Genomic DNA, 24807 nt, shown 5'->3' on the forward strand with positions numbered 1-24807 from the left:
GTGAACGCTAACGACCTGCTGTCTTACGGCCGTTCTCACCCCTTGAGCGCTTACGACTCCGACGGGGTCTTCTCGGGTGCGCGGCGGGCGAAGGCCGGGGCGCGTTCGGGGCGCGGGCCGACGCCGATGAGGTACGCGGGACCGTACGAGAGCGCCGGGAAGCGGCGCATGAGCCGCACCAGCAGCCGGGGAGGCCCCGACCAGGCGCCGCGGAGGACCTTCGCGATCAGCGTGCGGTGCACCATCCGCTGGAGGCCCTGCACGATCACTGTCGGGAAGACCCGGCGGGCGCGTACCCGGGCGAGCTCGGCCGGGGTGGGCCGCCCGCGCCTGAGCGGCCCGGCGAGGAGCGTCGCGGCGGCGACCGCGTCCTGGACCGCCAGGTTGATGCCGACGCCGCCGGCGGGCGACATGGCGTGGGCGGCGTCGCCGATGCACAGCAGCCCGTCGGTGTGCCAGCGGATCAGCCGGTTGACCCGGACGTCCAGGTGCTTGACGTCGTCCATCGAGGTCAGCGCGGCGACCTCGCCGGCCAGTTCGGGGGCGGCCTCGGCGATCTCGCGGCGGAGCGGTTCGAGGCCGCGTGCGCGCAGCTCGCGGTCGAAGCCCTTGGGGCCGATGTAGCCGATCTGGAAGTGGGTCTCGCGGGGCAGGACGATGAGCAGCCGGTCGGCGGTCATGCGCGGGATGAGCGCGCCGCGGTCCTGTTCACGCCGGCGCGGCAGCCGGAACCACCACACGTCGAACGGCACCGGGTACTCCTTGACCCGGAGCCCGGCCTCCCGGCGGGCCAGGGACCAGCGGCCGTCGCAGGCGAGGGTGAGGTCGGCGCGGATCTCCCCCTCCTCGCCGGCGGCGGTCCGGTAGCGCACGCCGGCGATGCGCCCGTCCTCGCGGAGGAGGCCGGTGACCTCGGTGCTCATCCGCAGGGTGAAGCCGGGCTCCTCGCGGGCGGCGTCGGCCAGCAGGGTGAGCAGATCCCACTGCGGGACCATCGCGACGTACGGGTAGCGCACCTTGAGGCGGGACATGTCGCCGAAGACCACCTCGCCGCCCTCGGCCGGGAACGCGATCTCCGTGAGGTGGTACTGCGGCAGGCGGGCGAACCGCTCGCTCAGGCCGAGGTCGTCGAGCAGGGCGAGCGTCGACGGGTGGACGGTGTCGCCCCGGAAGTCGCGGAGGAAGTCGGCGTGTTTCTCCAGCACCGTCACGCGGACGCCGGCCCGGGCGAGCAGCAGACCGGCGATCATCCCGGCGGGACCGCCTCCGATGACGACGCAGTGACCGGTCATCGAGATCACCCAATCTCATCACTCGTTGAATAATCTCATCATGCGCCTGCCGCCCGCGGCCCGTCAAGAAGCTAGGTCGTCAGGCAGAAGGGATGCCCGGCCGGATCGAGGAAGACCCGGAACGCGCCGTCCTTGCTCGGCTGGACCTCGGCCTTGGTCGCGCCGATCTCCAGCACCCGCCTCTCCGCCTCGTCCAGATCGTCCACCAGCACGTCGATGTGGAGCTGCTGCGGCCGCTCCCCCTCGGGCCAGGTCGGCGGCCGGTGGTCCGCCACGAGCTGGAACGCCAGCCGGTCGGGCGAGCCGCCGTCGCTCACCACCACCCAGTCGTCCTCCTCCGCGGTCACCGGCCAGCCGAGCAGCCGCGAGTAGAAGCCCGCCAACGCCCGCGGGTCAGGGCAGTCGATGACCGTGGACCGGAAACGCGCGATGCCTTCCATGCACTCACCCTCCTGAAGCCGCGACAATGGGAGGCATGGCAGCCCACTCGTTCATGGTGCCGCTCGGCACCCCCGCGCCGTCCTTCGACCTTCCGGCCGTCGGCGGCGGCAACGTGTCCCTGGCCGACTTTGAAGGATCACCCACGCTGGTGATCTTCCTCTCGAACCACTGCCCGTACGTCCGCCACATCGAGCACGGGCTCGGAGAGCTGGCCGCCGACTACGGCTCCCGGCTGTCGATCGTCGCCATCTGCAGCAACGACAGCGAGCAATACCCCGACGACGATGCCGCACACCTGGCCGAGCAGGCGGCCCGCGCCAAGTTCACCTTCCCGTACCTGCTGGACGAGACCCAGGAGGTGGCCAAGGCCTACCGGGCGGCCTGCACGCCCGACTTCTTCCTGTACGACGCGGACCACAAGCTGGTCTACCGGGGCGAGTTCGACGGCTCCAGGCCGCGCAACGACGTCCCGGTGACGGGCTCGTCGCTGCGCGCCGCCATCGACGCGGTGCTGGCCGGCAAGCCTCTCGACGGCGACCAGGCGCCGTCGATCGGCTGCGGCATCAAGTGGAAGCCCGGCAACGAACCGGCCTGAGCTGACCGAGGGCAGGCGACCCCGCCGGGGCGGCGGCCCTGGTGGGGCGCCTGCCCGTCAGCGGTGCCTGGAGTCGCACTCCTGCGCCTCGATGATCGCCGCCGGGAGCGCAGCGAGGAGCTCGTGCGGCTCCGACCCCTCCCACGAGCGGATGAGCCTGGTGCCCGCTTCGCCGGGGTCGAACGACTCGCAGCCGAGCGGCCCGTAACAGCCGGCCTGGTCGAGCGTGAGGATCAGCGGGTCGTCGTCGGCCAGCCCGCCGGCGTAGGCGGCGGCGTCCAGCAGGCTCAGGGCGCGCCTGGCGTTGCGTCCGCCGTCATCGGACTCGACTCGGTCCAGACAGCGGCGGGCCTGGGCACGGAGATACGCGGCGAGCGATTCGGACCTGCTCAAGACGACCTTCTTCGATCATGCACACGAGGGGCTACGGAACCGTCACGCAAAGTTAGCAGTGATCGCGCGCACTTGCCGCCTGCAGGCCCCGATTTAAGCGCCCCCCGCGCGATTCGATCAGAAGTCCATGCGGAATCATCTGACGCATGGATGCGTTCGACGACCTATTCGCAGCAAACGCGGAGTTCGCCCGTACCTTCAAAGGGTCGGGCCTGACTGGACGGGCGGCGCGCGGGCTGGCCGTGGTGACCTGCATGGATTCGCGCATAGATCCGCTCGGCCTGCTGGGGCTGGAGCCGGGCGACGCGAAGATCCTCCGGAACGCCGGCGCCCGGGTCACGGACGACGTCCTGCGGACGCTCGTGCTGGGCGTCTTCCTGCTGGGTGTGGAGCGTGTCCTGGTCATGCCGCACACCGACTGCGGCATGAACAAGGCCACCGACGCGGACGTGCACGAGCTCACCCAGAGCAAAGGAGTCGACACCCGCAGCCTGGACTTCCACATGGTGCCCGACCAGCGTCAGGCGCTCGCGCACGACCTCACGCGCATCACGTCGTCGCCGTTCCTGCCGTCGGACATGCCGGTGACGGGCGCCATCTACGACGTGAAGACGGGCCGCCTGATCGCCGTGGACTGACCCGCGCCGGGGTCACGCGTCGATGTGGTCGCGGTCGACCTCGGCGGCGCTCTTGACGATGAACTCGCGGCGCGGGGCCACCTCGCTGCCCATGAGCAGGCTGAAGATCTGCTCCGCCTCCTCGGCGTCCTCTATGCGCACCCGGCGCAGGATGCGGTGGCGCGGGTCCATGGTCGTCTCGGCCAGCTGGTCGGCGTCCATCTCGCCGAGGCCCTTGTAGCGCTGGACCGGGTCCTTCCAGCGCTTGCCGCGCCGCTCCAGGTCGCGCAGGACCTTGTGGAGCTCGGCGTCGGAGTAGCAGTAGATGTACTTGTTCTTGCCGCGCCCCGGGTTGGTCAGCTCGATGCGGTGGAGCGGGGGGACGGCGGCGAAGACGCGCCCCGCCTCGATCATCGGCCGCATGTAGCGGTGGAAGAGCGTGAGCAGCAGGCAGCGGATGTGGGCGCCGTCGACGTCGGCGTCGGCCATCAGGATGACCTTGCCGTAGCGGGCGGCGTCGAGGTCGAAGGAGCGGCCGGAGCCGGCACCGACGACCTGGATGATGGCGGCGCACTCGGCGTTCTTCAGCATGTCGCTGACGGACGCCTTCTGCACGTTGAGGATCTTGCCCCGGATGGGCAGCAGGGCCTGGAACTCGGAGTCGCGGGCCAGCTTGGCGGTGCCGAGGGCCGAGTCGCCCTCGACGATGAACAGCTCGCTGCGGTCGACGCCGTCGTAGCGGCAGTCGACCAGTTTGGCGGGCAGCGCGGAGCTCTCCAGCGCGCTCTTGCGGCGCTGGTTCTCGCGGTGCTCGCGGGCGGCGATCCGCGCCTTCGCGGCGGCGACGATCTTCTCCAGCACGGCGCGGAGCGCCTGCTTGTAGCCGCGCGGCGGGTTGTCGAACAGCTCCTTGAGGTCGCGGCTGACGACGTGGGAGACGATGCGGTTGGCGGCGGAGGTGCCGAGGATCTCCTTGGTCTGGCCCTCGAACTGCGGCTCGGGCACGCGGACGGTGACGACCGCGGTGAGCCCTTCGAGGATGTCCTCCTTGGTCACGGGGTCGTCGCCGTTCTTGAGCAGGCGGGTCTCGCGGAGCTGCTCGTTGATCGTACGGACGAGGCCGCGCTCGAAGCCGGTGACGTGGGTGCCGCCCTTGGGGGTGGCGATCACGTTGACGAAGGAGCGGACGGTGGACTCGTACCCCTTGCCCCAGCGCAGGGCCACGTCGACGCTGAGCTCGCGCTGGACCTCGGTGGAGGTCATGTGGCCCTGGTCGTCGAGGACGGGGACGGTCTCGCGGAAGTGGCCGACGCCGCGCAGGCGCAGCACGTCGCAGACGGCCTCGTCGCGGGCGAGGAACTCGGTGAACTCGGAGATGCCGCCCTCGAAGCGGAACTCCTCGCGGACCTGCTCCTCGTGGCGGCTGTCGACGACGGCCAGGGTGAGGCCCGGCACCAGGAAGGCGGTCTGGCGGAGGCGGACGTGGATCTCGTCGAGCGAGACCTCGGCGTCGGGCAGGAAGATCTGCGGGTCGGCCCAGAAGCGCACGCGGGTGCCGGTGGCGCCGGCGGGCGCCTCGCCGCCGTCGCGCAGGCCGGACTTCCGGCGGAACTTGGCGGTCGGGCCCGGCCCGTCGAACACGCCGGGCTTGCCGCGCCGGAAGCTGATCTCGTGGACCTTGCCGTCGCGGTCGACCTGGACGTCGAGCCGCGCCGACAGGGCGTTGACCACGGATGCGCCGACGCCGTGGAGCCCGCCGGAGGCGGTGTAGGAGCCGCCGCCGAACTTGCCGCCCGCGTGGAGCTTGGTGTAGACGAGCTCGACCCCGGCCAGGCCGCTCTTGGGCTCGATGTCGACCGGGATGCCGCGGCCGTTGTCGCGCACCTCGATGGAGCCGTCGGCGTAGAGCTCCACCTCGATGCGGTCGCAGTGGCCGCCCAGCGCCTCGTCGACGCCGTTGTCGACGATCTCCCAGAGGCAGTGCATGAGGCCGCGGCTGTCGGTCGAGCCGATGTACATCCCCGGGCGCTTGCGGACGGCTTCGAGGCCCTCAAGCACCGAGAGGTGTCGAGCCGTGTACCCCGCCTCCACTAGCGTCACTCCAGCTCCTCCGGGTTTACGTTCGAACAGGTGTGCGTAGCTTACCGTTTCTTCCCCTACGCACGCGCACAAGCTTGCCATGAGGTCACGTTTGCCGTTACCAGCAGGGTGATCCTCATTACTTTCGGACACATTCCGCTCTGGGCGTAGAGACCCGTGGGTTGGGAACGTCCACGTCCGGTTAGATGTTGTTCCAAGTGACTGACGCCAGATCCTCGCTTCGGCGGGGGTGACCCGAAAGGCGATACGTGACTGGAGCTCTTGCCCCCGTTAAGCCGCTGACGGCCCTCGACCGCTGCGACCGTTGCGGTGCCCAGGCATACATTCGCGCGACCCTGCCGGTTGGCGGGGAGCTGCTGTTCTGTGCCCACCACGGGCGCAAGCACATCGCAGCGCTGCGTGAGAAGGGCGCCGACATCCTGGACGAGTCGGCACGTCTCAGCGAAACCCCGAAGATGGCCCAGAACGACGAGCGCTGACGCACTCGCCGTGACGACATAACCACATATATGCAGACAAGACGGCGATCCTGGTTCCCCGGGGTCGCCGTCTTGCGTTCGGGAGTCACCGGGCGCCGCGGATCCGGTAGTGGTAGCCGCCCTTCGGCTGCAGGCCCTCACTCCGGTACAGGGCCCGCGCGGCCGTGTTCCGCTCGGTGACGACCAGGTACGCGCCAGGCATCCCGCTCTCCACGGCCAGCGCGCGCAGGACGGCCCGGCCCAGGCCGCGGCGGCGCGCCTCCGGCAGGGTCGCCATGCAGTAGATCCCCAGCGTGCCGCCCTGCGGGACGCCCCGCCCGACGGCCACCGGGATCCCGTCCTCCTCCACCGCCACGTAGAGCGCCGGAACGCCGGTCAGGATCCGCTCGGCCGCCTCCGGCCCGGTGGAGCGGCGGCCGTCGACCGCCCACCACGTCTCCAGCCAGCCCCGCCAGGGCCGCTCCTCGACTCGTACCGGAACCGAGGGCCGCCCCGAGATCGCGCCGGCCATGACGACGGTGGGGTCCACCAGCGCGTAGCCGCGCGCCTCCAGCGCGCGGTCCAGGCCGGGCGGCGCGCCCGCGCCGATCGAGAAGGCGCACGGAGCGCCGCGCTCGGCGTAGAAGGCCTCGGCCGCCGAGATCGCGGCGTCCAGGTCGTCCGGCTCCCCCAGGGCGAGCACCGAGTTGGCCCGTTTCGTCACGCCTCCCGCGTAGCGCAGCACCCAGCCGCCGGCTTCCCGCCGCTCCCAGGCCGGCCACGCCTCGTCCACGAGAAGATCGGCATCCACCCCGGAAGCCTAACCCGGCCGGCCGACCGCCCCCCGCTGACCTGCGCCGACACCCCGGTAGGCTGCCTGACTGTGCTGATTCTGCTGCCTCCGTCGGAGGGCAAGGCCCCCGCGGGCGACGGCCCGCCCGTCGGCGGCCTGTCGTTCCCCAAGCTGGACCGGCCCCGCAAGCGGGTGCTCACCGCGCTCATCCGCGCGTCCCGCCGCCGCGACGCGCTGGACGTGCTCGGCCTCTCCCCCGGCCTGGCGCCGGAACTCGCGAAAAACCTGGAGCTCCAGACCGCGGGCACGCTGCCCGCCGCCGAGCTCTACACCGGCGTGCTCTACGACAACCTCGGCCTGGACCGGCTCTCCCCGCAGGCCCGGGCCAGGGCGGAGGAGAGCGTGCTGATCTTCTCGGGCCTGTGGGGCGTTCTGCGGCCCGCTGACCGCGTTCCGCCCTACCGGCTGGCCATGGGGGTCAACCTGCCGCCCATCGGGCCTCTCGCGACCTTCTGGAGGCCGCTGATCACGCCTGAGCTGGAGCGCCTGCCGGGGCTGGTGGTGGACATGCGCTCGTCGGCGTACGCGGCCGCCTGGCGGCCGGGCTCCCGCGGCGTCTCCGTACGGGTGCTCAAGGGCGGCAAGGTCGTCAGCCACATGGCCAAGGCCACCCGCGGCGAGGTCGCCGGGCGGCTGCTGGAGAGCGGCCTGACCCCCGAGACCCCGGACGAGCTGGTCAAGGCCCTGGAGGACCTGGGTTACCGGGTCGCGCTCACCGGCGGCAGGCTCGACGTCCTGCTCCCCTGACGGCAGCGGAAAGGGCACGGCCCGCGCAGGACCGTGCCCTTCCCGGAACGTCACCTAGTCGAGGTAGTCGCGCAGCACCTGCGAACGGGACGGGTGGCGGAGCTTCGACATCGTCTTCGACTCGATCTGCCGGATGCGCTCACGCGTCACGCCGTAGACCTTGCCGATCTCGTCGAGCGTCTTGGGCTGCCCGTCGGTGAGGCCGAACCGCATCGACACCACGCCCGCCTCGCGCTCCGACAGGGTGTCGAGCACCGAGTGGAGCTGCTCCTGCAGCAGCGTGAAGCTGACCGCGTCGGCCGGGACGATGGCCTCGGAGTCCTCGATCAGGTCGCCGAACTCGCTGTCGCCCTCCTCGCCCAGCGGCGTGTGGAGGGAGATGGGCTCGCGGCCGTACTTCTGGACCTCGACCACCTTCTCGGGGGTCATGTCGAGCTCGCGGGCCAGCTCCTCCGGGGTCGGCTCGCGGCCGAGGTCCTGCAGCATCTGCCGCTGGACGCGGGCCAGCTTGTTGATCACCTCGACCATGTGGACCGGGATGCGGATGGTCCGCGCCTGGTCGGCCATGGCCCGGGTGATCGCCTGCCGGATCCACCACGTGGCGTAGGTGGAGAACTTGTAGCCCTTGGTGTAGTCGAACTTCTCGACCGCCCGGATCAGGCCCAGGTTGCCCTCCTGGATCAGGTCCAGGAAGAGCATACCGCGGCCGGTGTAGCGCTTGGCCAGCGAGACCACCAGGCGGAGGTTGGCCTCCAGCAGGTGGTTCTTGGCCCGGCGGCCGTCCTCGGCGATCCACTCCAGCTCGGCCCGGACGTCGACCGGGAGGCTGTCGCCGTCGCTGGCGAGCTGCTCCTCGGCGAACAGGCCCGCCTCGATGCGCTTGGCCAGCTCGACCTCCTGCTCGGCGTTGAGCAGGGGAACCTTGCCGATCTGCTTGAGGTAGTCCTTGACCGGGTCCGCGGTCGCGCCGGCGGCGGCGACCGTCGCCACGGGGGCGTCATCGTCGTCGTCGGAGAGGATGAGGACCTCGTCCTCGCTCTTGTCCTTGGCCGCCGGGGCCGCCTCGGCCTTCGGCTCGTCCTCGGTGTCGTCGTCGCTGTCGCCCTCGGCCTCGGAGTCGCCCTCCGCGACGATCTCCTCGTCCTCGACCTCGAGCTCTTCGAGCTCGTCCAGCTCGACCTCGCCCTCCAGCTCGATGTCCTCGTCGACCTCGGACTTGGGGCCCTGGGCGGCCTTGGGCTTGGTCTTGGCCGCGGCGCTGCCGGCCTTGGCCTTCTTGGGCGCGCTCTTGGCCGGAGCCGCCTTCTTGGCCGCGGCGGCCTTCTTGGCGGAGGCCGGCTTCTTCGGCGCGGGCTCGGCTTCGGCGGTGCCGACGACCGCGGTCACGGTCTCCGGCTGCTGCTCCTTGGCGGCCGCCGCCGTCTTGCTCTTGACGGGCGCGGCGGTCTGGCGCTTTGCTGGACCTCGAGACTTCTTCTTCGGCGCAGCCGAATCCGCGGCGGTCACCACCACGGTCACGCCCTCTTTGCTGAGGTTCCGCAAGAACGCGGCGGCGTGCGACATGGGGATGTCCGCCTCCTCGAAGGCCTGACGGACATCCTCAGACTCGAGGAAACCCTGCGAGCGCCCACGCTCGAGCAGTCGCTGAATGACGGGCTCGTTCAGCTCTTGTGGCTTCGAGCGAGTCGAACTTGCAGGCGACACGAACACCTCTCGAACGAACGCGTGGCGACAATGGACCCAGATGCCCGCTAGGGGGCTGTTGCCTCTCTCGGAGATCGGTGAGGCCGTGCGGACCGCTACGGGCCTTCCCAGCATTCTGGCACGGCCCGGCACTCCATACGGCCACCTCCCGGCGGTTGACCTCCACCCTAGGCCGACCGAAGGAGTACTGCGTACGCGAGGGCGGCACTGATACCCGAAAGCAACCCTTATGACTGTTTCATTCAGTCACTCTTCGTGACGGCAGGAACGTGAATTGCCAACGCGGTAACGTCATCATCCTGTTCATAACCCGACAACATCCCGTCAACCAGGAAATCAAGCAGCATGTGCGGATTCGCCACGACGTCCGGCGGCGCTTCGGTCACAACACTGCAAATCTCTGCGAGACCGGCGTCCAGCCCGCGCTTGCGGTTCTCCACCAGCCCGTCGGAGTAGAGCACGGCGGTGTGTCCCGGCGGCACCACGAACCGGAACTGCCGGCGGCTGGTCGGCCAGCCCAGCGGCGTGCCCGGCTCGGCGTCGCACAGGATCGCCGTGCCCTGCGGGGAGACCAGCACCGGCGGCGGGTGACCCGCCAGCGCGAGCGTGCCCTCGCCGGTGGACGGCTCGACGACCATGTAGGCCAGCGTGGTGACCTGGTCTTCCTCCTCGGTGGCCTCGAAGACCCGGTCGAGGCCGCTCAGCACCGCGGCGGGCGGCGGGTTGGTCAGCGCCAGCGCCCGCATGGCGTTGCGGATGCGGCCCATCCCGGCCGCCGCCTTGACGCCCTTGCCCATCACGTCGCCCACGACGGCCGCGACCCGCCCGTCCTGCAGCACGAACGCGTCGTACCAGTCGCCGCCGACCTGCACGTGGCGGCTGCCGGAGCGGAACCGCTGCGCCAGCTCCAGGCCCTTGACCACGGGCAGGTGGTCGGGCAGCAGGCTGCGCTGGAGCGTCTCGGCGGTACGGTGCTCGCGCTCGAAGAGCGTCGCCCGCTCCACCGCCAGCGCGCACTGCCCGGCCAGCGCCTCCAGGAAGACCCCGTCCTCCTGGGAGATCTTCTGCGGCCGGGTGAACGAGAAGCGCAGCGCGCCCAGCGCCCGGCCCGCGGCCAGCAGCGGCAGGCCCACCCAGGCCTGCTCGTCGCTGTTGGCCAGGTAGTGGGCGAGCACCTGCTCGTCGCCGCCCGCCTCCAGCAGCTGCATCTTCAGGCTCACCGGCGACTCGGCGAAGACCGGCCGGCGGCTGTTGACCGCCATCGTCATCACGCTGGAGTGCGACAGCGGGATCTCCTCGCCGGAGGAGCCGGACGCCTCCGGGATGCCCTCGCCGTTGATCAGCTTGAGCGCGGCGCGGTCGGTGTCGAGCAGCGCCACGGCGGACCGGTCGGCGGCCAGGGCGGTGCGGCCGACGTCGATGATGACCTGCACCACCTGCTCGACCGTGAGCGCCTCGGCGAGCTGGGCGGTGGCGCCCTGGAGCCGGGCGGTGCGCAGGGCGGCGGCGCCGAGCTGGTCGGTCAGCCGGCCGCGCATCTCCTCGGCCTCGCGCTGCGGGGTCACGTCGGTGTTGGCGCCGACCCACTCGACCACGCGGCCGTGGCGGATGATCGGCACGGCGCGCACCTCGAAGTGGCGGTAGCCGCTGGCGCGGGTGCGCACGCGGTAGTTCCACTCGAACATGGTGCGCCCGCGCAGCGCCTCCTTCCACGCCTCCTCGGTGGCCGCGCGCTCGTCGGGGTGGACGACGTCCAGCCAGCCGTAGGCGAGGTACTCCTCCAGCCCCTGGCCGGTGATGGCGCGCCACTGCGGCGCGTCCTCGGCGACCGTGCCGGTGGGCGTGGTTATCCACACCAGCTGGGACTGCGCCTCCACCAGCGAGCGGTAGCGCTCCTCGCTGCGGCGCAGCTCCTCCTCTATCTGGCGGCTCTCGGTCACGTCGAGCCCGACCAGGGTGACGGCGCGCAGCTCGCCCGCCTCGTCGTGGACCGGCGAGAACGACATCGACCAGTGACGGTCGCCGCCCTCGGCGGAGCGCACCCGCACCCGCCGCTCGGCGACGGGCCCCTCGCTCTCGATGACGGCCTGCACGCCCTGCGTGACGGCCTGGCTCAGGTCGGCGGCGAGCACTTCCACGGGGGCGCGCCCGACCAGCCGCTCGGCGGGCACGTCGACGAGGTCGCTGAAGACGTCGTTGACCCGCTGGACGCGGCCCTGGACGTCGAAGAAGGCGAAGGCGAACTCCGCCTCGGACAGCAGGCCTTTGAGCAGGGCGGAGTCAGAGATGTCCACATCCGACTCCCGGGGACGGGGAACGGAGGTCTCGGCGCTCATGGTCCGTACCTCCGTCGCGTGCCAGGGTCTCCCACGCGGCACATCTCCATAGTCGTGTATCGGCGTGACGCAGCTCCGGGCGACCGGATTCTGCAGTACATCATCGGCGATGGGCATGCGCGGACGGAAGCCCCAGCAGCCATACGGTCAACGCATCCTGTCAAAATCGCTCCACGTTGCGCAGCAAGATCAGGCTACTCGGCCTTCGCCGCCTGCTTGGCGGCCTGCTTGAAAGCCCTCACTTTCGCCAGGCTGTCGGCGTCGACCACGTCGGCCACGGACCGGTAGGAATCCTCCTCGCCGTACGCGCCGGCGGCCTCGCGCCATCCCGGCGGCCTGACCCCCAGGCGCTTGCCCAGCAGCGCCACGAAGATCCGGGCCTTCTGCTCGCCGAACCCCGGCAGCGCGCGCAGGCGTTTCAGCAGCTCATCGCCATCGGCGGCGTCGGCCCAGATGAGCTCGGCCCTGCCGTCGTACTCCGCCACGAGATGCGCCGCGAGCTGCTGGATGCGGGCCGCCATCGCCTTGGGGTAACGGTGGACGGCGGGCTTCCGGGCGAGCAGCGCGGCGAACGCGTCGGGGTCATAAGAGGCTATCTCTTCGGCGGTCAGATCGTGCCCCAGCCGCTCGGAGATGGTGTGCGGACCCGTGAACGCTCGCTCCATCGGCACCTGCTGATCAAGCAGCATGCCGACGAGCAGGGCTAGCGGGCTGCGGCCGAGGAGCTCGTCGGCCTCGGCTCGCTGCGTGAGCTGGATACGCATGGAGACAGCTTCGCATGAAAGCCGTCCCGGAGAAGCGAACACGGTCGCCTCTCCCCCTTGACACTGCCCTGATAAGGGATGAAATGAGAGCGCAAGTCGCCTGCGTCCACTCCTGGGGGTTTGCCCCCGGACTCCAGAGGAATTTGACACCTATGCTCGCTCTGGCCACACGCCTCCTGCGGGAGCCGGTCAGTCATCGGCTGGCCGAAGAGTTCCTCACCGTGCCGGTGGACACCATCGACCGGTGTGTCGCCGACGTGTGCGCGTGCGCGCAGCACCTCGGCATCACGGCGACGCCCGAGATCGTGGAACGGGTCGCGCGTGAGCATCTGCTCGCCATCGTCAACTCCGCACCGCCGCCACGCAGCCATCGATAACATCGAGGTCATCAGGCCGCGTTCTACGCACCGTTTGCGCCTGGAATGCGAGAGAGTGAGGGCGTGCGCCGACATCGACGAGACCCCCGGGAGAAGATTCCAGCCGAAGACGTCTTCAAGGAGATGCTGCAGGCCTCACGCGAGCTGCTCGCCGTCCGGAGCCCGCTCGACGCGGAGCTGATGGTCTCCGACATGATCGGCGCCTGGTGGGGCAGGCGCGTCCGGGGCGGCGACGTCGAGCAGGTGCTGGGCGAAGGGCTGGTCGACTACGCCGCAAAGGCCGGCACGCCCGCCTCGCTGACCCTGCTGATCTGCCTGGCCTATCTCGGCACCTCGCGCCAGGGCGCGAAGGCGGAGGGCGCGGCGCTGGCGATGATGGAGAGCGGCGTGGCCCGGCCGGGCTGGGCCGACCGGGTGGGCGCCGTCAAGCCGACCGGCTGTTACGTCTCGCGCGACGCCTACGGCGACCAGGACACGGTCATCTGCACGTTCGCCTACAGGTGGAACGGCGACGAGGCCCGCAACCAGCAGGACCGCCACGCGCTGGTGATGGTGGTCGACTACAACATGTCGGGCATGGCGCGCGACGCCTGGGTGTCCTCCCAGGTCGACAAGCTGCTGGAGCAGGCTGAGGCGGAGGCGTCGGGCAACCCGATGCTGCGCTTCGAGGAGATCGAGCCGCAGCAGGCCAGGGCGCTGCTGGAGTCGGCCATGAAGGCCACCGGCGAGCCGAAGACGCCGCCGCCCGTCAGCGACAGCTACAGCGCCTACCACGCCTTCGCCAGGTCGCGGCTGAAGGCCCTGCCGCCGGGGCGCAAACGGCCCGCGCCGCTCCACATCGAGGCCCCGTACAACCGGGAGCGGCGCGCGATGCTGGCCGCCGAGTTCCTCGCCTCGGACGCCGCCGAGCACCTGTCGGACCCGTCGGCCGCCTCGCGCTGCGCCGACCACATCATCGACTACGGGTGCGACCAGGACTTCAGCAGGCCGCTGCGGGTGAGCCCGACCAAGTGCGAGACGTTCCTGCTCGACTGGCTGCCGCGCAAGGTGATGCTGTCGGAGGCCGAGCAGGAGGCGATGCCGCACGTGCTGGCGGCGTGGGCGCGCTTCGCCGCGCACCGCACGGGCCTGCCCGACGAGGGGCTGAAGGCCACGCTGGACGCGGTGTGGGAGGCGACGGGCAAATTCCCGGAGGCCTACCGCGACCCCGCCTCGTTCGGCCTGGACCGGTCGCTGCTGGAGCGGCTGCTGCCCGACGGCGACCTGTCGGCGCTGGCCCGGCGGGTGTTCGCGTTCCCGTTCCTCCAGGGCTCGCACAACGGGATCGACCTGGACCGGCTCAACCCCGGCGACGAGGGCGACCGGCGTGTCCTGCTGGAGATCGACCACGTGGGCGGCATAGACCGCGAGCACCTGGCCTGGCACGAGGAGATCGCCACCCGGCTCTGGGAGGGCGACCCGCCGCAGCTGTGGGAGGCCGCGCAGCGCCTGCTGGACCTGGGCCACGACCGCCACGACGTGCTGCACGTCCTGATGGAGATCGCCGAGCGGATCGGCGGCGACCCGGACGAGCTGGCCGCCGCCCTGGACGACATCGCGGACATTCCGGACGAGTTCTAAGCTGCGCTCATGGCGATGTACGTCCCGCTGCGCGAGGGACACTACCGCGCGACCGAGCACACGCAGGGGCCGTGGGACCCGCGCACACAGCACCTCGGCCCGGTCACGGCCCTGATCGTGCACGAGCTCGCCCGGACCGCGCCCCGGCCCGGGCTCGGCCTGGCCAAGCTCAACGTCGACGTGTTCGCGCCGGTGCCGGTGGCCGAGCTGGCCGTCCGTACCGAGGTCGTACGGGACGGCAAGCGCGTGCAGTGCCTGGCCGCGTCGGTGTCCTCGGGCGGCCGCGAGTACGTCCGGGCCACCGCGTGGCGGATCCGCGAGGCGGAGACGCCGGGCGCGCGCCGCCCGCCGCCGCCCCTGCCGCCGCGGGAGGACGCGCCGTCGTGGCTGTCGACCGGTTTCGGGTACGGGCGCGCCACCGAATGGCGTTTCACCCGTGGCAGCCCCGACGAGACCGGCCCCGCCGCAGCGTGGGGCCGGGCGCGGGTGCCGCTGGTGCGCGACGAGGAGATCACCCCGCTGGAACGGCTGGCGCTCTTCGCCGACTGCGGCAACGGCATCAGCTACACGCTCCCCTTCGACGGCTACCTGTTCGTCAACGTCGACCTGGTGATCTCGCTGTTCCGCGCGCCGGTCGGCGAATGGATCTGCCTGGACGCCGAGACCGTCGTCGGCCCGTCGGGGCGCGGCCTGGCCCGGTCCACCCTGTACGACGTGGACGGCGAGATCGGCTCCGCCTCCCAAACCCTGTTCGTCTCCCCCCGCTGACGGCCGGTCTGTGGGCATAAGTCCTGGTTATCCGGCCGGCGATCGGGCAGCGTCCGCCGGGAATCCCCTCCCCCGGGAGGGAGGAGCGGTAAAGATGGACCCATGGTGATCGACCTCAACGCGGACCTCGGCGAGGGCTTCGGGATCTGGCGGCTCGGCGACGACCTCGCCCTGCTCGACATCGTCACGAGCGCCAACGTCGCCTGCGGCTTCCACGCCGGCGACCCCGCGACGATCAGACGCACCTGCGCCGCCGCGGTCGACCGGGGGGTGGCGATCGGGGCGCAGGTGTCCTACCGCGACCTGGCCGGCTTCGGCCGCAGGGAGATGAACGTCGAGCCGGAGGAGCTCTGCGCCGAGGTGCTCTACCAGCTCGCCGCCGTCGACGGCATCGCCAGGGCGATGGGCGGCCGGGTCTCCTACGTCAAACCGCACGGCGCTCTCTACAACCGCGTCTGCCGCGACCGCGTGCAGGCCCTGGCGGTCGTGGAAGCGGTGGCCGACTACAACCCGTCCCTGCCGGTGCTGACGCTGCCCGGGTCCGTGGTGCACGAGGTCGCGGCGGCGGCCGGGGTCCCGACGGTCAGCGAGGCGTTCGCCGACCGCGCCTACACCGCCGCGGGCACGCTGGTGTCGCGGCGCGCGCCCGGCGCGGTCGTCCACGACGTGGACGCGGTGGCCGCGCGGGCGGTACGGATGGCCAAGGAAGGGCTGGTGACCTCGGTCGACGGCACCGACGTGCCCGTGACGGCCCGGTCCATCTGCGTCCACGGCGACACCCCCGACGCGGTCGGCCTGGCCCGCGCCGTCCGCGACCGGCTCCTGACGGCCGGTGTGGCTCTGCAGGCGTTCACATGACCGGTCACCGGATGCCCCGCCCCGTCGTGGAGGTCACATGATCCGGCGCGCCGGGGAGCACGGGCTGCTCGTGGAGACGGGCGCGCTGGAGGTCTCCCACCGGCTGGACGCGGCTCTGCGGGCCGAGCGTCCGCCGGAGGTCCGGGAAGTCGTACCCGGCCCCGAAACCGTGCTCGTGGTGGCTCCTGGGGCCGATCAGGGCAGGCTGCGCGGGCTGCTGGAGAGGCTCGTGGCCGACTGCCGCTCGGAGGCCGGCGGCCGGGCCGCGCGAGACGGCGGCTCCGCTACGGGCTCCGCCTCCCGCGGCCAGTCTCTGTCCAGGAGGACGTATCCCTCGTCCCGCGGCGAGTCTCCGTCCAGGAGGACATATCCCTCGTCGCGCGGCGGAGCGGACCAGGCGGCAAGTCCCCCTACAGGGGTGGAGCCTCCGTTCCACGAGGGGGCGGATGTGGTGACGATTCCCGTGGTGTACGACGGCGAGGACCTCGAATCCGTGGCCGAGGCGGCGGGGATCCCGGTGGACGAGGTGGTGGAGCGGCACACCGGGCGGGAGCTGGTCGTCGGGTGGCTGGGGTTCGCGCCCGGGTTCGCCTACCTGATCGGGCTCGATCCGGTGCTGCACGTCCCCAGGCTGGCGACCCCGCGCACGGCCGTCCCAGCCGGGTCGGTGGCGGTCGCGGGCCCGTACTCGGCGGTCTACCCGACCGCGTCGCCCGGCGGGTGGCGGCTGCTGGGCCGTACGGATCTGCGGGTGTGGAATGTGTCAGCCGAGCCGCCGACGCCGTTCCGGCCCGGCACCCGGGTGCGTTTCGAGGTGGCATGATCGAGGTTCTGACGCCGGGCCCGTACGCGACTGTGCAGGATCTGGGCCGGCACGGCTACGCGCACCTGGGCGTGCCGTGCTCGGGCGCGGCCGACGCGGCGAGCCTGCGGCTGGCCAACCGGCTCGTCGGCAACCCGGAGCGGCTGGCCGGCATCGAGATCACGTTCGGGATGGCCAGGCTGCGGTTCCCGGCGGGGGCGTGGGTGGCGCTGGCGGGCGCGCCGTGCCCGGTGTCCGGAGGTGCGCCCGGGGCCGGGATGGGGGTGCCGTTCTGGGTGCCGAAGGGGGCCGAAGTACGGCTCGGGACGCCGCCGTGGGGCCTGCGGACCTATCTCGCGGTGCGGGGCGGCGTCGCGGTGGAGCCGGTGCTGGGCAGCCGCTCGACCGACTCGCTGTCGGGACTGGGGCCGCCTCCGCTGCGCCCGGGCACGGTGCTCCCGGTGAGCCCGGCCGCGGAGCTGGACGACATCACAGCGGATCTGGCCCCACTCGCCGGACCCCGGCCACCGGTGCTCCGGGTGCTGCCCGGACCACGTGACGACTGGTTCGCCCCCGGTGCCTTGGAAACCCTCTGCGCGACCCCGTACACCGTGAACCAGGACAGCAACCGCGTAGGCGTACGGCTGCGCGGCGCGGAACCCGCACGGGCCCGGCAGGGCGAGCTGCCGAGCGAAGGCATGGTCACAGGGGCGGTCCAGGTGCCGCCGAGCGGTCAGCCGATCGTGTTCCTCAGCGACCACCCGCCCACCGGCGGCTACCCGGTGATCGCGGTCGTGGCGGAGGCGGACCTGCCGATCGCCGCCCAGCTCCGCCCCGGCGACACCGTACGCTTCAAGATCGTCCCCCACCGCTGACAGCGTCCCTCGCCGTTCAGGCGAGCCCGGAGTCGGTCACCCCGTCGCGCCCGCCCGTCGCTGCGGAGATATGGAGCGACGGTCACCCCGTCTCGCCCGCTCGCCACCGTAAAAGGGAAGCGGGACATGGACCGACGGCCACCTGCGGCACCTGCACACCACGCAGCACCCACCCATGGAGTAGGCGGTAGGCGGACACGAGCAGGCTGGTCACGCCGGGGTGTTCGCGGTCTCCAGCAGGGTCTCGATGCGGGCCGTCGCAGCGGCGAGACGTGTCTGAGGCACGTCTTCGAACAGGTCGAGTTCTACTCTGCCTGCCTCGGGCTTCCAGACTCCGGCGACGCGGCCCTGGTGGAGGACGACCGGGGAGATCCAACCGGCCTGGCGGCTCACCTTGGGTTTGGCGGCGGGCGGGATGAGGGGTTCCAGGGTGCGGGGCGCGCCGAGGATGTACGGGTCGAAACCGGGGAGCAGGTGGACCTCGTCGGCAGGGCGGGTGGCGGCCAGGTCGTCGAGGTGTTCGGCGAGTGCCTGCAAGCGGAGGCCGTCTTCTGTTTCCACCTCGACCAGTTCGGGGGCGAGGTCGCGGAACCAGCCCTTGAGCAGGGCCTTCCTGGCGACGCCGCCGAACAGCCAGCCGTCGAGCATCGCGGGCGTGGCGGGACCGTGGGCGGCCAGGAAGGCGCGGACCACCCGGGCTCCGGCCTCCTCGGGCGGCGGAAGGGCGGCGGGCCAGCCGGGAAGCCACGCGCGGGGGGCGACGAAGGTGACGCGGCCGTCGCGGGGCGGGCCGTAGCAGAGCTGGCCGAGGCGGCTGAGCGGTTTGAGCAGGGCGCCCCAGCCGGAGCCGAGCGCGTCGCGCAGGTGGTCGTCGCCGGTGGCCGAAACGACCGCCTCGACCAGTTCCTCGCGGGTGAGCGGGCGGTCGCCGAGGATCCGCGGGACCGTGTCAAGGATGGCGGCGATCTCGCCGGCCGTGACGCCGTGGCCGCGCTGCCAGGACCCCTTCTCCCAGAAGCGCACCGTGGCCAGGACCGCGCAGTAGTCGGGCAGGGTGTCGGCGGGCACCAGGTGGAGGGTGCCGCGCATGATCCACGTCTTGGCGAGCGTGCGGTCGGCCCACAGCGCCCGGTCGACCGCGCCGGGGGCGGGCCGGGCACTCCGCACCGCGACGGCGAGCTGGGCGGAGGACGCCACCTGCGCCTGCACTCCGCAGAGCCGCCGGGCGACCGCCTCCGGCCCGCCCTCGCAGGGCGAGCTCACGAACTGGCGGCGCAACCGCCACGACAGGATCTGGGGCCAGGTAACCGGGATCGCCACCCGATCACTTCTACACCCGGCCCCCGACAAAGACGTCTCAGCGCGGAAAGCGTGATGTGGGTAATCGCTCTCAGCGCAGGAAGCCGATCCCCAGGCTGCGCGGGTCATCGCTTCCAGCACAGGAAGCCGATGCCCCGGCAGCACGCGTCATCGCTTCCAGCACAGGAGGCCGATGCCCTGGCAGCGTGGGCTCAGCGCAGGAAACCGATGTCCTGATAGCGCAGATCGTGGAAGCCGCGGGCGCCGATGTTGGCCAGTGTCTCCCGGGCGGCGACCACCTGCGGCCGCTGGTAGAGGGGCAGGACGTTGGCCTGCTCCCAGATGAGCCGGTCGGCGGCGTTGACGGCGGCACGCGCCTCGGCGGGGTCCAGGGAGGCCACCGCGCGGTCGAGGGCGGCGTCGATCGTGTCGGAGCCGGACCGGCCCAGGTTGGCGTTCCAGGTCTTGCCGTCGGGGCTGTTGGCGTAGGTGCCGTAGCTGCTCGAGACGGGGTACGGGGTGCCGAGGTATGAGAACGCCGCGATGTCGAAGTTGCCGGGGATGACGTACTCGGTGAAGAAGTCGTCGGTCGGCACCACCTGGAGGGTCAGTTTCACCCCGATCGCGGCGAGCATGGTCTGCGCCAGCTCGCCTTCCGACTTGCCGATCTGGGACCCCGACGGCACGACGAACCGCAGGTCCAGAGCCTTCCCGGCCTTCTCGCGCACGCCCGCGTCGAGCTTCCATCCGGCCTCGTCCAGCAGGCGCTTGGCCCGCTCGGGGTCGTAGGCGCCGAAACCGCCCGAGTTGTCGCGGTAGCCCTCCTGGGTGGGCATGAAGAAGTGGTTGCCGAGCGGCGTGGTGGGCCAGTCGAGGCCCTGGAGGTCGGAGCGGGCGATGGCCGCCCGGTCGATGCCGAGCTGGACGGCCTGCCGCACGCGCACGTCGCGGAGCTTCTGGCTGGAGCCGTTGAGCGTGAAGTGGCGGAAGTCGGGCCCGGCCGCGAGCCGTACCTCGCCGCCGGTGGTGTCGGCGGCCCTGGCGTAGGCGGGCGCGGAGGGACCGATGTCGGCCACGTCCAGCTCGCCGTTGCCGAACATGCCGGTGAGCGCGTCCTGTTCGGCGGCGCGGTAGACGATCCGGTCGAGTTTGGCCGGGTCGCCCCACCAGGCGGGGTCGCGGACGAGGGTGACGGTCTTGCCGGTGTGGTCGAGCGCGCCGACCTTGAACGGCCCGGCGGTCACCGGGATGGCGTTCACCCACGAGGAGTTGAACGCCTCGGCGTCCTGGTGGACGGAGGCGGGCAGCAGCGGGCTGAACAGCGACTGCCAGTCGCCGAACGGCCGCGCGAAGGTGACGACCACCTCGTGGTCGTCCTTGCCCCGCCCGACCATGGCGATGTCCTGGTAGCCGGTGGCGGAGACGATGTGGAAGTCGGGGTCGTCGCCGCGCATCACCTCCCACTGGGCGCGGTAGTCGGCCCAGGTGATGGGCCGGCCGTCGGACCACCGGGCCTTGGGGTTGAGCGTGTAGGTGACGACCTGGCGCGGGTTGCGGCGGGTGATCCGGGCGTCGAGCACGTAGTCGCGGTCGACGGACAGCCGGGCCTTGCCGTCGGAGACGAACGCGGACGGCAGCAGCGCGTCGCTGATCACGGCGGCCGAGGCGAGGTTGCCGTCGATGTGGTTGCGGTTCCACTGGGCAGGGAACTCGCCGATGCCCCAGCGCAGCGTGCCGCCTTCCTTGACCTGGTCGCGCGGCCGGAGGTTGAGGTCGGCCGCCTTGACGGTGTCGTCGCCCCGCCCCGGGCGGGGGCCGGCGCCGACGCCGGCGCCCGGCGCGCCGCAGCCGGCCTGGGACAGCGCGATGAGAGCGGCGACGGCGAGCCGCACGCCGGTGAACGGGGCTTTCATGGGTGGTCCTCCTCGGGGCGGGCGGGGTCAGACGACGGCGAGCCTCTCGGCGTAATGGCAGGCGGCCGACTGGTCCTCGCCCAGCCGCCGCATCTCCGGCTCGGTGCCGGCGCACAGGCCGCGCTCGGCCTCCGTCAGCACCGAGCGGAACGTCGGGCACCGCGTGCGGAACCGGCATCCGGACGGCGGGGCGGCCGGGTCGGGCCGCTCCCCGGCGAGCAGGATGCGCTCGCGGGCGCGCTCGCGGGCCGGGTCGGGCAGTGGCACCGCCGACAGCAGGGCCCGCGTGTACGGGTGGGCGGGCGCGGTGTAGACGGCCCCGACCTCGCCGATCTCGGCGATCCTGCCGAGATGCATGACGGCCACCCGGTCGGCGATGTGCCGCACCACGGCCAGGTCGTGCGCCACCAGCAGGTAGCTCAGCCCGAGTTCGGCCTTGAGCCGGGCGAGCAGGCCGAGCACGCCTGCCTGGACGGACACGTCCAGCGCCGACACCGGCTCGTCGAGCACCAGCAGGCGGGGTTGGAGCGCGAGCGCGCGGGCGATGGCGACGCGCTGCCGCTGGCCGCCGGAGAAGTCCTGCGGGTAGCGGGCGGCGTGCGCGGGGTCGAGGCCGACCAGGGCCAGCAGCTCGGCGATCCGCCGCCCCGGGGAGGGCCCGCGCCGGTGGGTGCGGAGCGGCTCGGCAAGGATGTCGTAGACCGTCATGCGCGGGTCGAGCGAGGCCAGCGGGTCCTGGAAGACGACCTGGACGTCGCGCCTGATCTCCATGCGCTGGGCGGCGGTGAGCGCGGCGGTGTCACGGCCGAGCACCACGACGCGGCCCCGCTGCGGGCGGGTGAGCTCCAGGATCTCGGTCAGCGCGGTGGTCTTGCCGGACCCGGACTCGCCGACGAGGGCGAGCGTCTCGCCCTCGCGGATGTCGAAGCTGATCCCGGCGACCGCCTGGACGGTGCCGACCCGCCTCCTGAACAGGGCGCCCTTGACCAGCGGGTAGTGGCGGACCAGCCCGTCGACCGCGAGGACCGTGCGCGGCCCGCGCCTGACCGGCCCGCTCCCGGCCGCGGGAACGGGGACCGGCGGGCTCGCCGCGTCCCACCGGATGCAGGCGGCGCGGTGTCCGGGGCCCACCTCGAACAGCGGCGGTTCGCGCTCGTCGCACGCCTCCACCCGCAGCGGGCAGCGCGGCGCGAACGGGCAGCCGGGCGGCAGGTCGCCGGGCGTGGGCGGGGCGCCGTCGATCGGCGCCGGCGCGGGCCGCCCGGCCGCGTCGACGCGCGGCACCGCGCCGAGCAGCCCGGTCGTGTACGGCATACGGGCCCGGTAGAAGACGTCGTCCACGTCGCCCGACTCGACCGGGCGGCCCGCGTACATGACGAGCACCCGGTCGGCGAAGCCGGCCACCACCCCGAGGTCGTGGGTGATCAGGACGATGGCCGCCCCGGTCTGCCGCTGCGCGGTCTTGAGCACCTCCAGCACCTGGGCCTGGACGGTGACGTCGAGCGCGGTCGTCGGCTCGTCGCAGATGATCACGTCGGGGTCGTTGGCGATGGCCATGGCGATCAGCACCCGCTGCCGCATGCCGCCGGAGAACTCGTGCGGGAAGGCCAGCGCCCGCCGGGCCGGGTCGGGGATGCCGACCAGGTCGAGCAGGTCGACGGCGCGGACCGCGGCCTGCTCCTTGGTGACCTTGCGGTGGGCCCGCACGGCCTCGGCGATCTGGTCGCCGACGCGGTAGACGGGGGTGAGCGCGGAGAGCGGGTCCTGGAACACCATGGAGACGGCGCCGCCGCGGACGGCGGCCAGCTCACGCTCGCGCAGGCCGACCAGCTCCCTGCCGTGCAGCCGGATCGAGCCGGTCACCCGGGCGCCGGGCGGCAGCAGGCCCATCACCGCGGCGGCGGACACCGACTTGCCGCAGCCGGACTCGCCGACCAGGCCGAGCACCTCGCCCTTGCGCACGCTGTAGCCGAGGCCGCGCACGACCGGCGTCCCGCCGATCGTGACGGACAGGTCGTCGACCTCCAGCACCGGGCTCATCGGCGCTTCCCCGTCGTACGGGACGCCGGGTCGAAGGCGTCGCGCAGGGCGTCGCCGACGAGGTTGACCGCGAGCACGGTGACGACGAGCAGCCCGGCTGCGAACCAGAACGTCCACGGCGCGTAGACGGCGGTCCGGGAGCCGTCGGCGATGAGCGTGCCGAGCGACACGTCGGGCGGCTGGATGCCGAACCCGAAGTACGACAGCGAGGTCTCGGTGAGGATGGCGGCGCTGACGTTGAGCGTGGCGTCGACGACGAGCAGCGACGACAGGTTGGGCAGGATGTGCGAGAGCACGATCCGGACGGGCGGCACGCCCAGGTAGCGGGCGGCCCGCACGAACTCGCGCTGGCGCAGCGAGATCGTCATCGCGCGGGCCATCTTGGCGGTCACCATCCACAGCAGCAGCGCAAGCAGGAGCACGAACAGCGGCCACCGCCCCGGCCCGGCCAGCGGCGACAGGACGGCCAGGACAAGAAAGGCGGGCAGCACCAGCAGCAGGTCGGTCACCCAGGTGATGACCCGGTCGGTCCAGCCGAGGAAGTAGCCGGCGAACGCCCCCGCCAGCGCGGCCAGCGCCGTGCAGACCACGGCCGCGAGCAGCCCCACGGCCAGCGACCGCCGGAGGCCGCTGAGCGTGACGGCGAACACGTCGGCACCGGTGCGCAGGGTGCCGAACCAGTGGGCGGCCGACGGCGGGGCGAGGAACGAGGTGAAGTCCTTCGCGGTGGCGGACCACGGGCTGACCAGCGGCCCCGCGAACGCGAGCAGGAACACCAGCGCCAGCACCAGCGCCCCCGCCCGGCCCTGCCAGGAGGACAGGAAACGGCGGGCCACCATCCGGCCCCGGGACGGCGGGGGCGGCGGCGCGGCCTCGCCCGCCGACTCCTCGGCGACCTCCTCCGAGAGCGTCATCCGGCCCTCACCCGGGGGTCGAGCAGGGCCTGCAGCACCGCGGCGGCCAGCGACGCGACCAGCACGGCGACCGCGGCCAGGCACGCGATGGCGGCCACGGTGTTGACGTCGTCGGTGAGGATCGAGCTGATGAGCCGCTCCCCCAGCCCGTGCCAGCCGAAGATCTTCTCGGTGAAGGCCGCGCCGGTGAGCAGGGCGCCGAAGACGAAGGCGAAGTAGGTCGCCACCGGGATGAGCGCGGTGCGCAGCCCGTGGCGGATCAGTGCCCGCCGCCTGGTCAGGCCCTTGGCCATCGCGGTGCGCAGGTAGTCGGCGCCGAGCACGTCGAGCATCGCGTTGCGCTGGTAGCGGCTGAACACGGCGGCCAGGCCGAGCGTGAGCGTGACCGTCGGCAGGACGAGGTGGCGGGCCCGGTCGAGCAGGGTCTCCCAGAACCCGGCCTCCAGCCCGGCGGTCGCCTCCCCCGCCACGAGCAGCACCCGGGCGCCGAACAGGTGGTCGTTGGCCCAGGTGCCGGCCAGGATCAGCACGTTGGCCAGGACCACGACGGGCACCGCGAGCAGCAGGAAGGCGACGGCCGCCGACAGCCGGTCGAACCATCCGTACTGCCGGGCGGCGGCGAGCGCGCCCGCCATGACGCCCAGGGCGCTCCCGCACACCAGCCCGAGCAGGACCAGGCGCAGGGTGACGCCGGCCCGGCGTTTGAGGTCGTCGCCGACCGGCGCGCCGGTGACGCTCCGGCCGAAGTCGCCGCGGAGCACCCCGCCCGCCCAGGTGAGGTAGCGCTCGGCGAGGGGCGTGCGGTCGTTCAGGTTGAGCGCGGTGAGCTGCGCGTCGACCACGGCGGCGGGCGGCGGGGGCGTGCGGCCGGCGTAGGCGGCGCGGGGGTCGAGCGCGGCGGCGGCGAGCAGGTACGCGAGCGAGGCGGCGACGGCGACCAGCGCGACCGAGCCGATCAGCCTGCGGGCCAGGAACCCCGCCATCACCCCTCCTTCGAAAAGCGTGTACCGGGCGTAGCCATATTGCTACAGCACGGAACCG

At 72.1% G+C, this 24807-nt stretch carries 23 protein-coding genes; 10 read left to right on the top strand and 13 right to left on the bottom strand.

The window, feature by feature from the left end:
* Positions 1–50 precede the first annotated feature (50 nt).
* A complete protein-coding gene (locus AB0J42_RS16835) occupies positions 51–1292 on the bottom strand; it encodes an FAD-dependent oxidoreductase (protein ID WP_364294793.1) in 1242 nt (413 codons plus the stop codon).
* A 71-nt stretch (positions 1293–1363) separates the two neighbouring features.
* Positions 1364–1732, bottom strand: a complete 369-nt coding sequence (locus AB0J42_RS16840; RefSeq protein ID WP_364294796.1) for a VOC family protein — start codon at positions 1730–1732, stop codon at positions 1364–1366.
* A 35-nt stretch (positions 1733–1767) separates the two neighbouring features.
* On the opposite strand from AB0J42_RS16840, the gene AB0J42_RS16845 reads away from it, so the two are divergent.
* Positions 1768–2328, top strand: coding sequence for a thioredoxin family protein (locus tag AB0J42_RS16845; RefSeq protein WP_364294799.1), 561 nt, complete (start codon positions 1768–1770; stop codon positions 2326–2328).
* Between the two features lie 57 nt (positions 2329–2385).
* Here AB0J42_RS16845 and AB0J42_RS16850 read toward each other — a convergent pair whose 3' ends face one another.
* Complete coding sequence (locus AB0J42_RS16850) at positions 2386–2721, bottom strand: hypothetical protein (protein WP_364294802.1); 336 nt, start codon at positions 2719–2721, stop codon at positions 2386–2388.
* Between the two features lie 146 nt (positions 2722–2867).
* Here AB0J42_RS16850 and AB0J42_RS16855 point away from each other — a divergent pair, with 146 nt between their 5' ends.
* The gene (locus AB0J42_RS16855) at positions 2868–3359 is read left to right on the top strand and encodes a carbonic anhydrase (RefSeq protein WP_364294805.1); all 492 of its coding nucleotides are present in this window, start codon (positions 2868–2870) and stop codon (positions 3357–3359) included.
* A gap of 12 nt (positions 3360–3371) precedes the next feature.
* Here the strand turns inward: AB0J42_RS16855 and AB0J42_RS16860 are convergent, their stop codons facing one another.
* Positions 3372–5438, bottom strand: coding sequence for a DNA topoisomerase IV subunit B (locus AB0J42_RS16860; protein WP_364294808.1), 2067 nt, complete (start codon positions 5436–5438; stop codon positions 3372–3374).
* Positions 5439–5686: 248 nt separating this feature from the next.
* Between AB0J42_RS16860 and AB0J42_RS16865 the strand changes: the two genes are divergently transcribed.
* A complete protein-coding gene (locus AB0J42_RS16865; RefSeq protein WP_364294811.1) occupies positions 5687–5917 on the top strand; it encodes a hypothetical protein in 231 nt (76 codons plus the stop codon).
* Between the two features lie 85 nt (positions 5918–6002).
* Here AB0J42_RS16865 and AB0J42_RS16870 read toward each other — a convergent pair whose 3' ends face one another.
* Positions 6003–6707, bottom strand: coding sequence for a GNAT family N-acetyltransferase (locus AB0J42_RS16870; protein ID WP_364294814.1), 705 nt, complete (start codon positions 6705–6707; stop codon positions 6003–6005).
* A gap of 72 nt (positions 6708–6779) precedes the next feature.
* Here AB0J42_RS16870 and AB0J42_RS16875 point away from each other — a divergent pair, with 72 nt between their 5' ends.
* Entirely contained in the window at positions 6780–7496 is a 717-nt protein-coding gene (locus tag AB0J42_RS16875) for a peroxide stress protein YaaA (protein WP_364294817.1), read from the top strand.
* A 54-nt stretch (positions 7497–7550) separates the two neighbouring features.
* Here AB0J42_RS16875 and AB0J42_RS16880 read toward each other — a convergent pair whose 3' ends face one another.
* The 3 genes from AB0J42_RS16880 to AB0J42_RS16890 all read right to left on the bottom strand — a co-directional run bounded on the left by AB0J42_RS16880 (position 7551) and on the right by AB0J42_RS16890 (position 12300).
* Positions 7551–9200 (bottom strand): RNA polymerase sigma factor, encoded by a 1650-nt coding sequence (locus tag AB0J42_RS16880; protein WP_364294820.1) that lies wholly within the window; start codon positions 9198–9200, stop codon positions 7551–7553.
* Positions 9201–9442: 242 nt separating this feature from the next.
* Positions 9443–11536 carry a SpoIIE family protein phosphatase gene (locus AB0J42_RS16885; protein WP_364294823.1) on the bottom strand — a complete coding sequence of 698 codons (2094 nt, stop codon included), beginning with the start codon at positions 11534–11536 and terminating at the stop codon, positions 9443–9445.
* A 194-nt stretch (positions 11537–11730) separates the two neighbouring features.
* Complete coding sequence (locus AB0J42_RS16890; protein WP_364294826.1) at positions 11731–12300, bottom strand: HhH-GPD-type base excision DNA repair protein; 570 nt, start codon at positions 12298–12300, stop codon at positions 11731–11733.
* A gap of 152 nt (positions 12301–12452) precedes the next feature.
* On the opposite strand from AB0J42_RS16890, the gene AB0J42_RS16895 reads away from it, so the two are divergent.
* From AB0J42_RS16895 to AB0J42_RS16920, 6 genes are all read left to right on the top strand, one after another.
* Entirely contained in the window at positions 12453–12677 is a 225-nt protein-coding gene (locus tag AB0J42_RS16895) for a hypothetical protein (protein WP_364294829.1), read from the top strand.
* Positions 12678–12800: 123 nt separating this feature from the next.
* Complete coding sequence (locus AB0J42_RS16900; RefSeq protein ID WP_364294832.1) at positions 12801–14297, top strand: hypothetical protein; 1497 nt, start codon at positions 12801–12803, stop codon at positions 14295–14297.
* 9 nt (positions 14298–14306) lie between these two features.
* Positions 14307–15065 (top strand): thioesterase family protein, encoded by a 759-nt coding sequence (locus AB0J42_RS16905; RefSeq protein ID WP_364294835.1) that lies wholly within the window; start codon positions 14307–14309, stop codon positions 15063–15065.
* A gap of 102 nt (positions 15066–15167) precedes the next feature.
* A complete protein-coding gene (locus AB0J42_RS16910; RefSeq protein ID WP_364294838.1) occupies positions 15168–15923 on the top strand; it encodes a 5-oxoprolinase subunit PxpA in 756 nt (251 codons plus the stop codon).
* A gap of 37 nt (positions 15924–15960) precedes the next feature.
* On the top strand, positions 15961–16746 hold the full coding sequence (locus tag AB0J42_RS16915; RefSeq protein WP_364294841.1) for an allophanate hydrolase subunit 1: 786 nt from the start codon (positions 15961–15963) through the stop codon (positions 16744–16746).
* Complete coding sequence (locus AB0J42_RS16920) at positions 16743–17600, top strand: biotin-dependent carboxyltransferase family protein (protein WP_364294843.1); 858 nt, start codon at positions 16743–16745, stop codon at positions 17598–17600. Before AB0J42_RS16915 ends, AB0J42_RS16920 begins: the two co-directional genes overlap by 4 nt.
* A 210-nt stretch (positions 17601–17810) precedes the next feature.
* Here the strand turns inward: AB0J42_RS16920 and AB0J42_RS16925 are convergent, their stop codons facing one another.
* From AB0J42_RS16925 to AB0J42_RS16945, 5 genes are all read right to left on the bottom strand, one after another.
* A complete protein-coding gene (locus AB0J42_RS16925; RefSeq protein WP_364294846.1) occupies positions 17811–18920 on the bottom strand; it encodes a winged helix DNA-binding domain-containing protein in 1110 nt (369 codons plus the stop codon).
* Between the two features lie 191 nt (positions 18921–19111).
* Positions 19112–20812 carry an ABC transporter family substrate-binding protein gene (locus AB0J42_RS16930; RefSeq protein WP_364294849.1) on the bottom strand — a complete coding sequence of 567 codons (1701 nt, stop codon included), beginning with the start codon at positions 20810–20812 and terminating at the stop codon, positions 19112–19114.
* A gap of 27 nt (positions 20813–20839) precedes the next feature.
* On the bottom strand, positions 20840–22852 hold the full coding sequence (locus AB0J42_RS16935) for an ABC transporter ATP-binding protein (RefSeq protein ID WP_364294852.1): 2013 nt from the start codon (positions 22850–22852) through the stop codon (positions 20840–20842).
* A complete protein-coding gene (locus tag AB0J42_RS16940) occupies positions 22849–23766 on the bottom strand; it encodes an ABC transporter permease (RefSeq protein WP_364294855.1) in 918 nt (305 codons plus the stop codon). The genes AB0J42_RS16935 and AB0J42_RS16940 overlap by 4 nt, the downstream gene beginning before the upstream one ends.
* Positions 23763–24749 carry an ABC transporter permease gene (locus tag AB0J42_RS16945; protein WP_364294858.1) on the bottom strand — a complete coding sequence of 329 codons (987 nt, stop codon included), beginning with the start codon at positions 24747–24749 and terminating at the stop codon, positions 23763–23765. The genes AB0J42_RS16940 and AB0J42_RS16945 overlap by 4 nt, the downstream gene beginning before the upstream one ends.
* Positions 24750–24807 lie beyond the last annotated feature (58 nt).

It is taken from the genome of Nonomuraea sp. NPDC049649 (assembly GCF_040675175.1).
In the GTDB taxonomy this organism is placed as follows: domain Bacteria; phylum Actinomycetota; class Actinomycetes; order Streptosporangiales; family Streptosporangiaceae; genus Nonomuraea.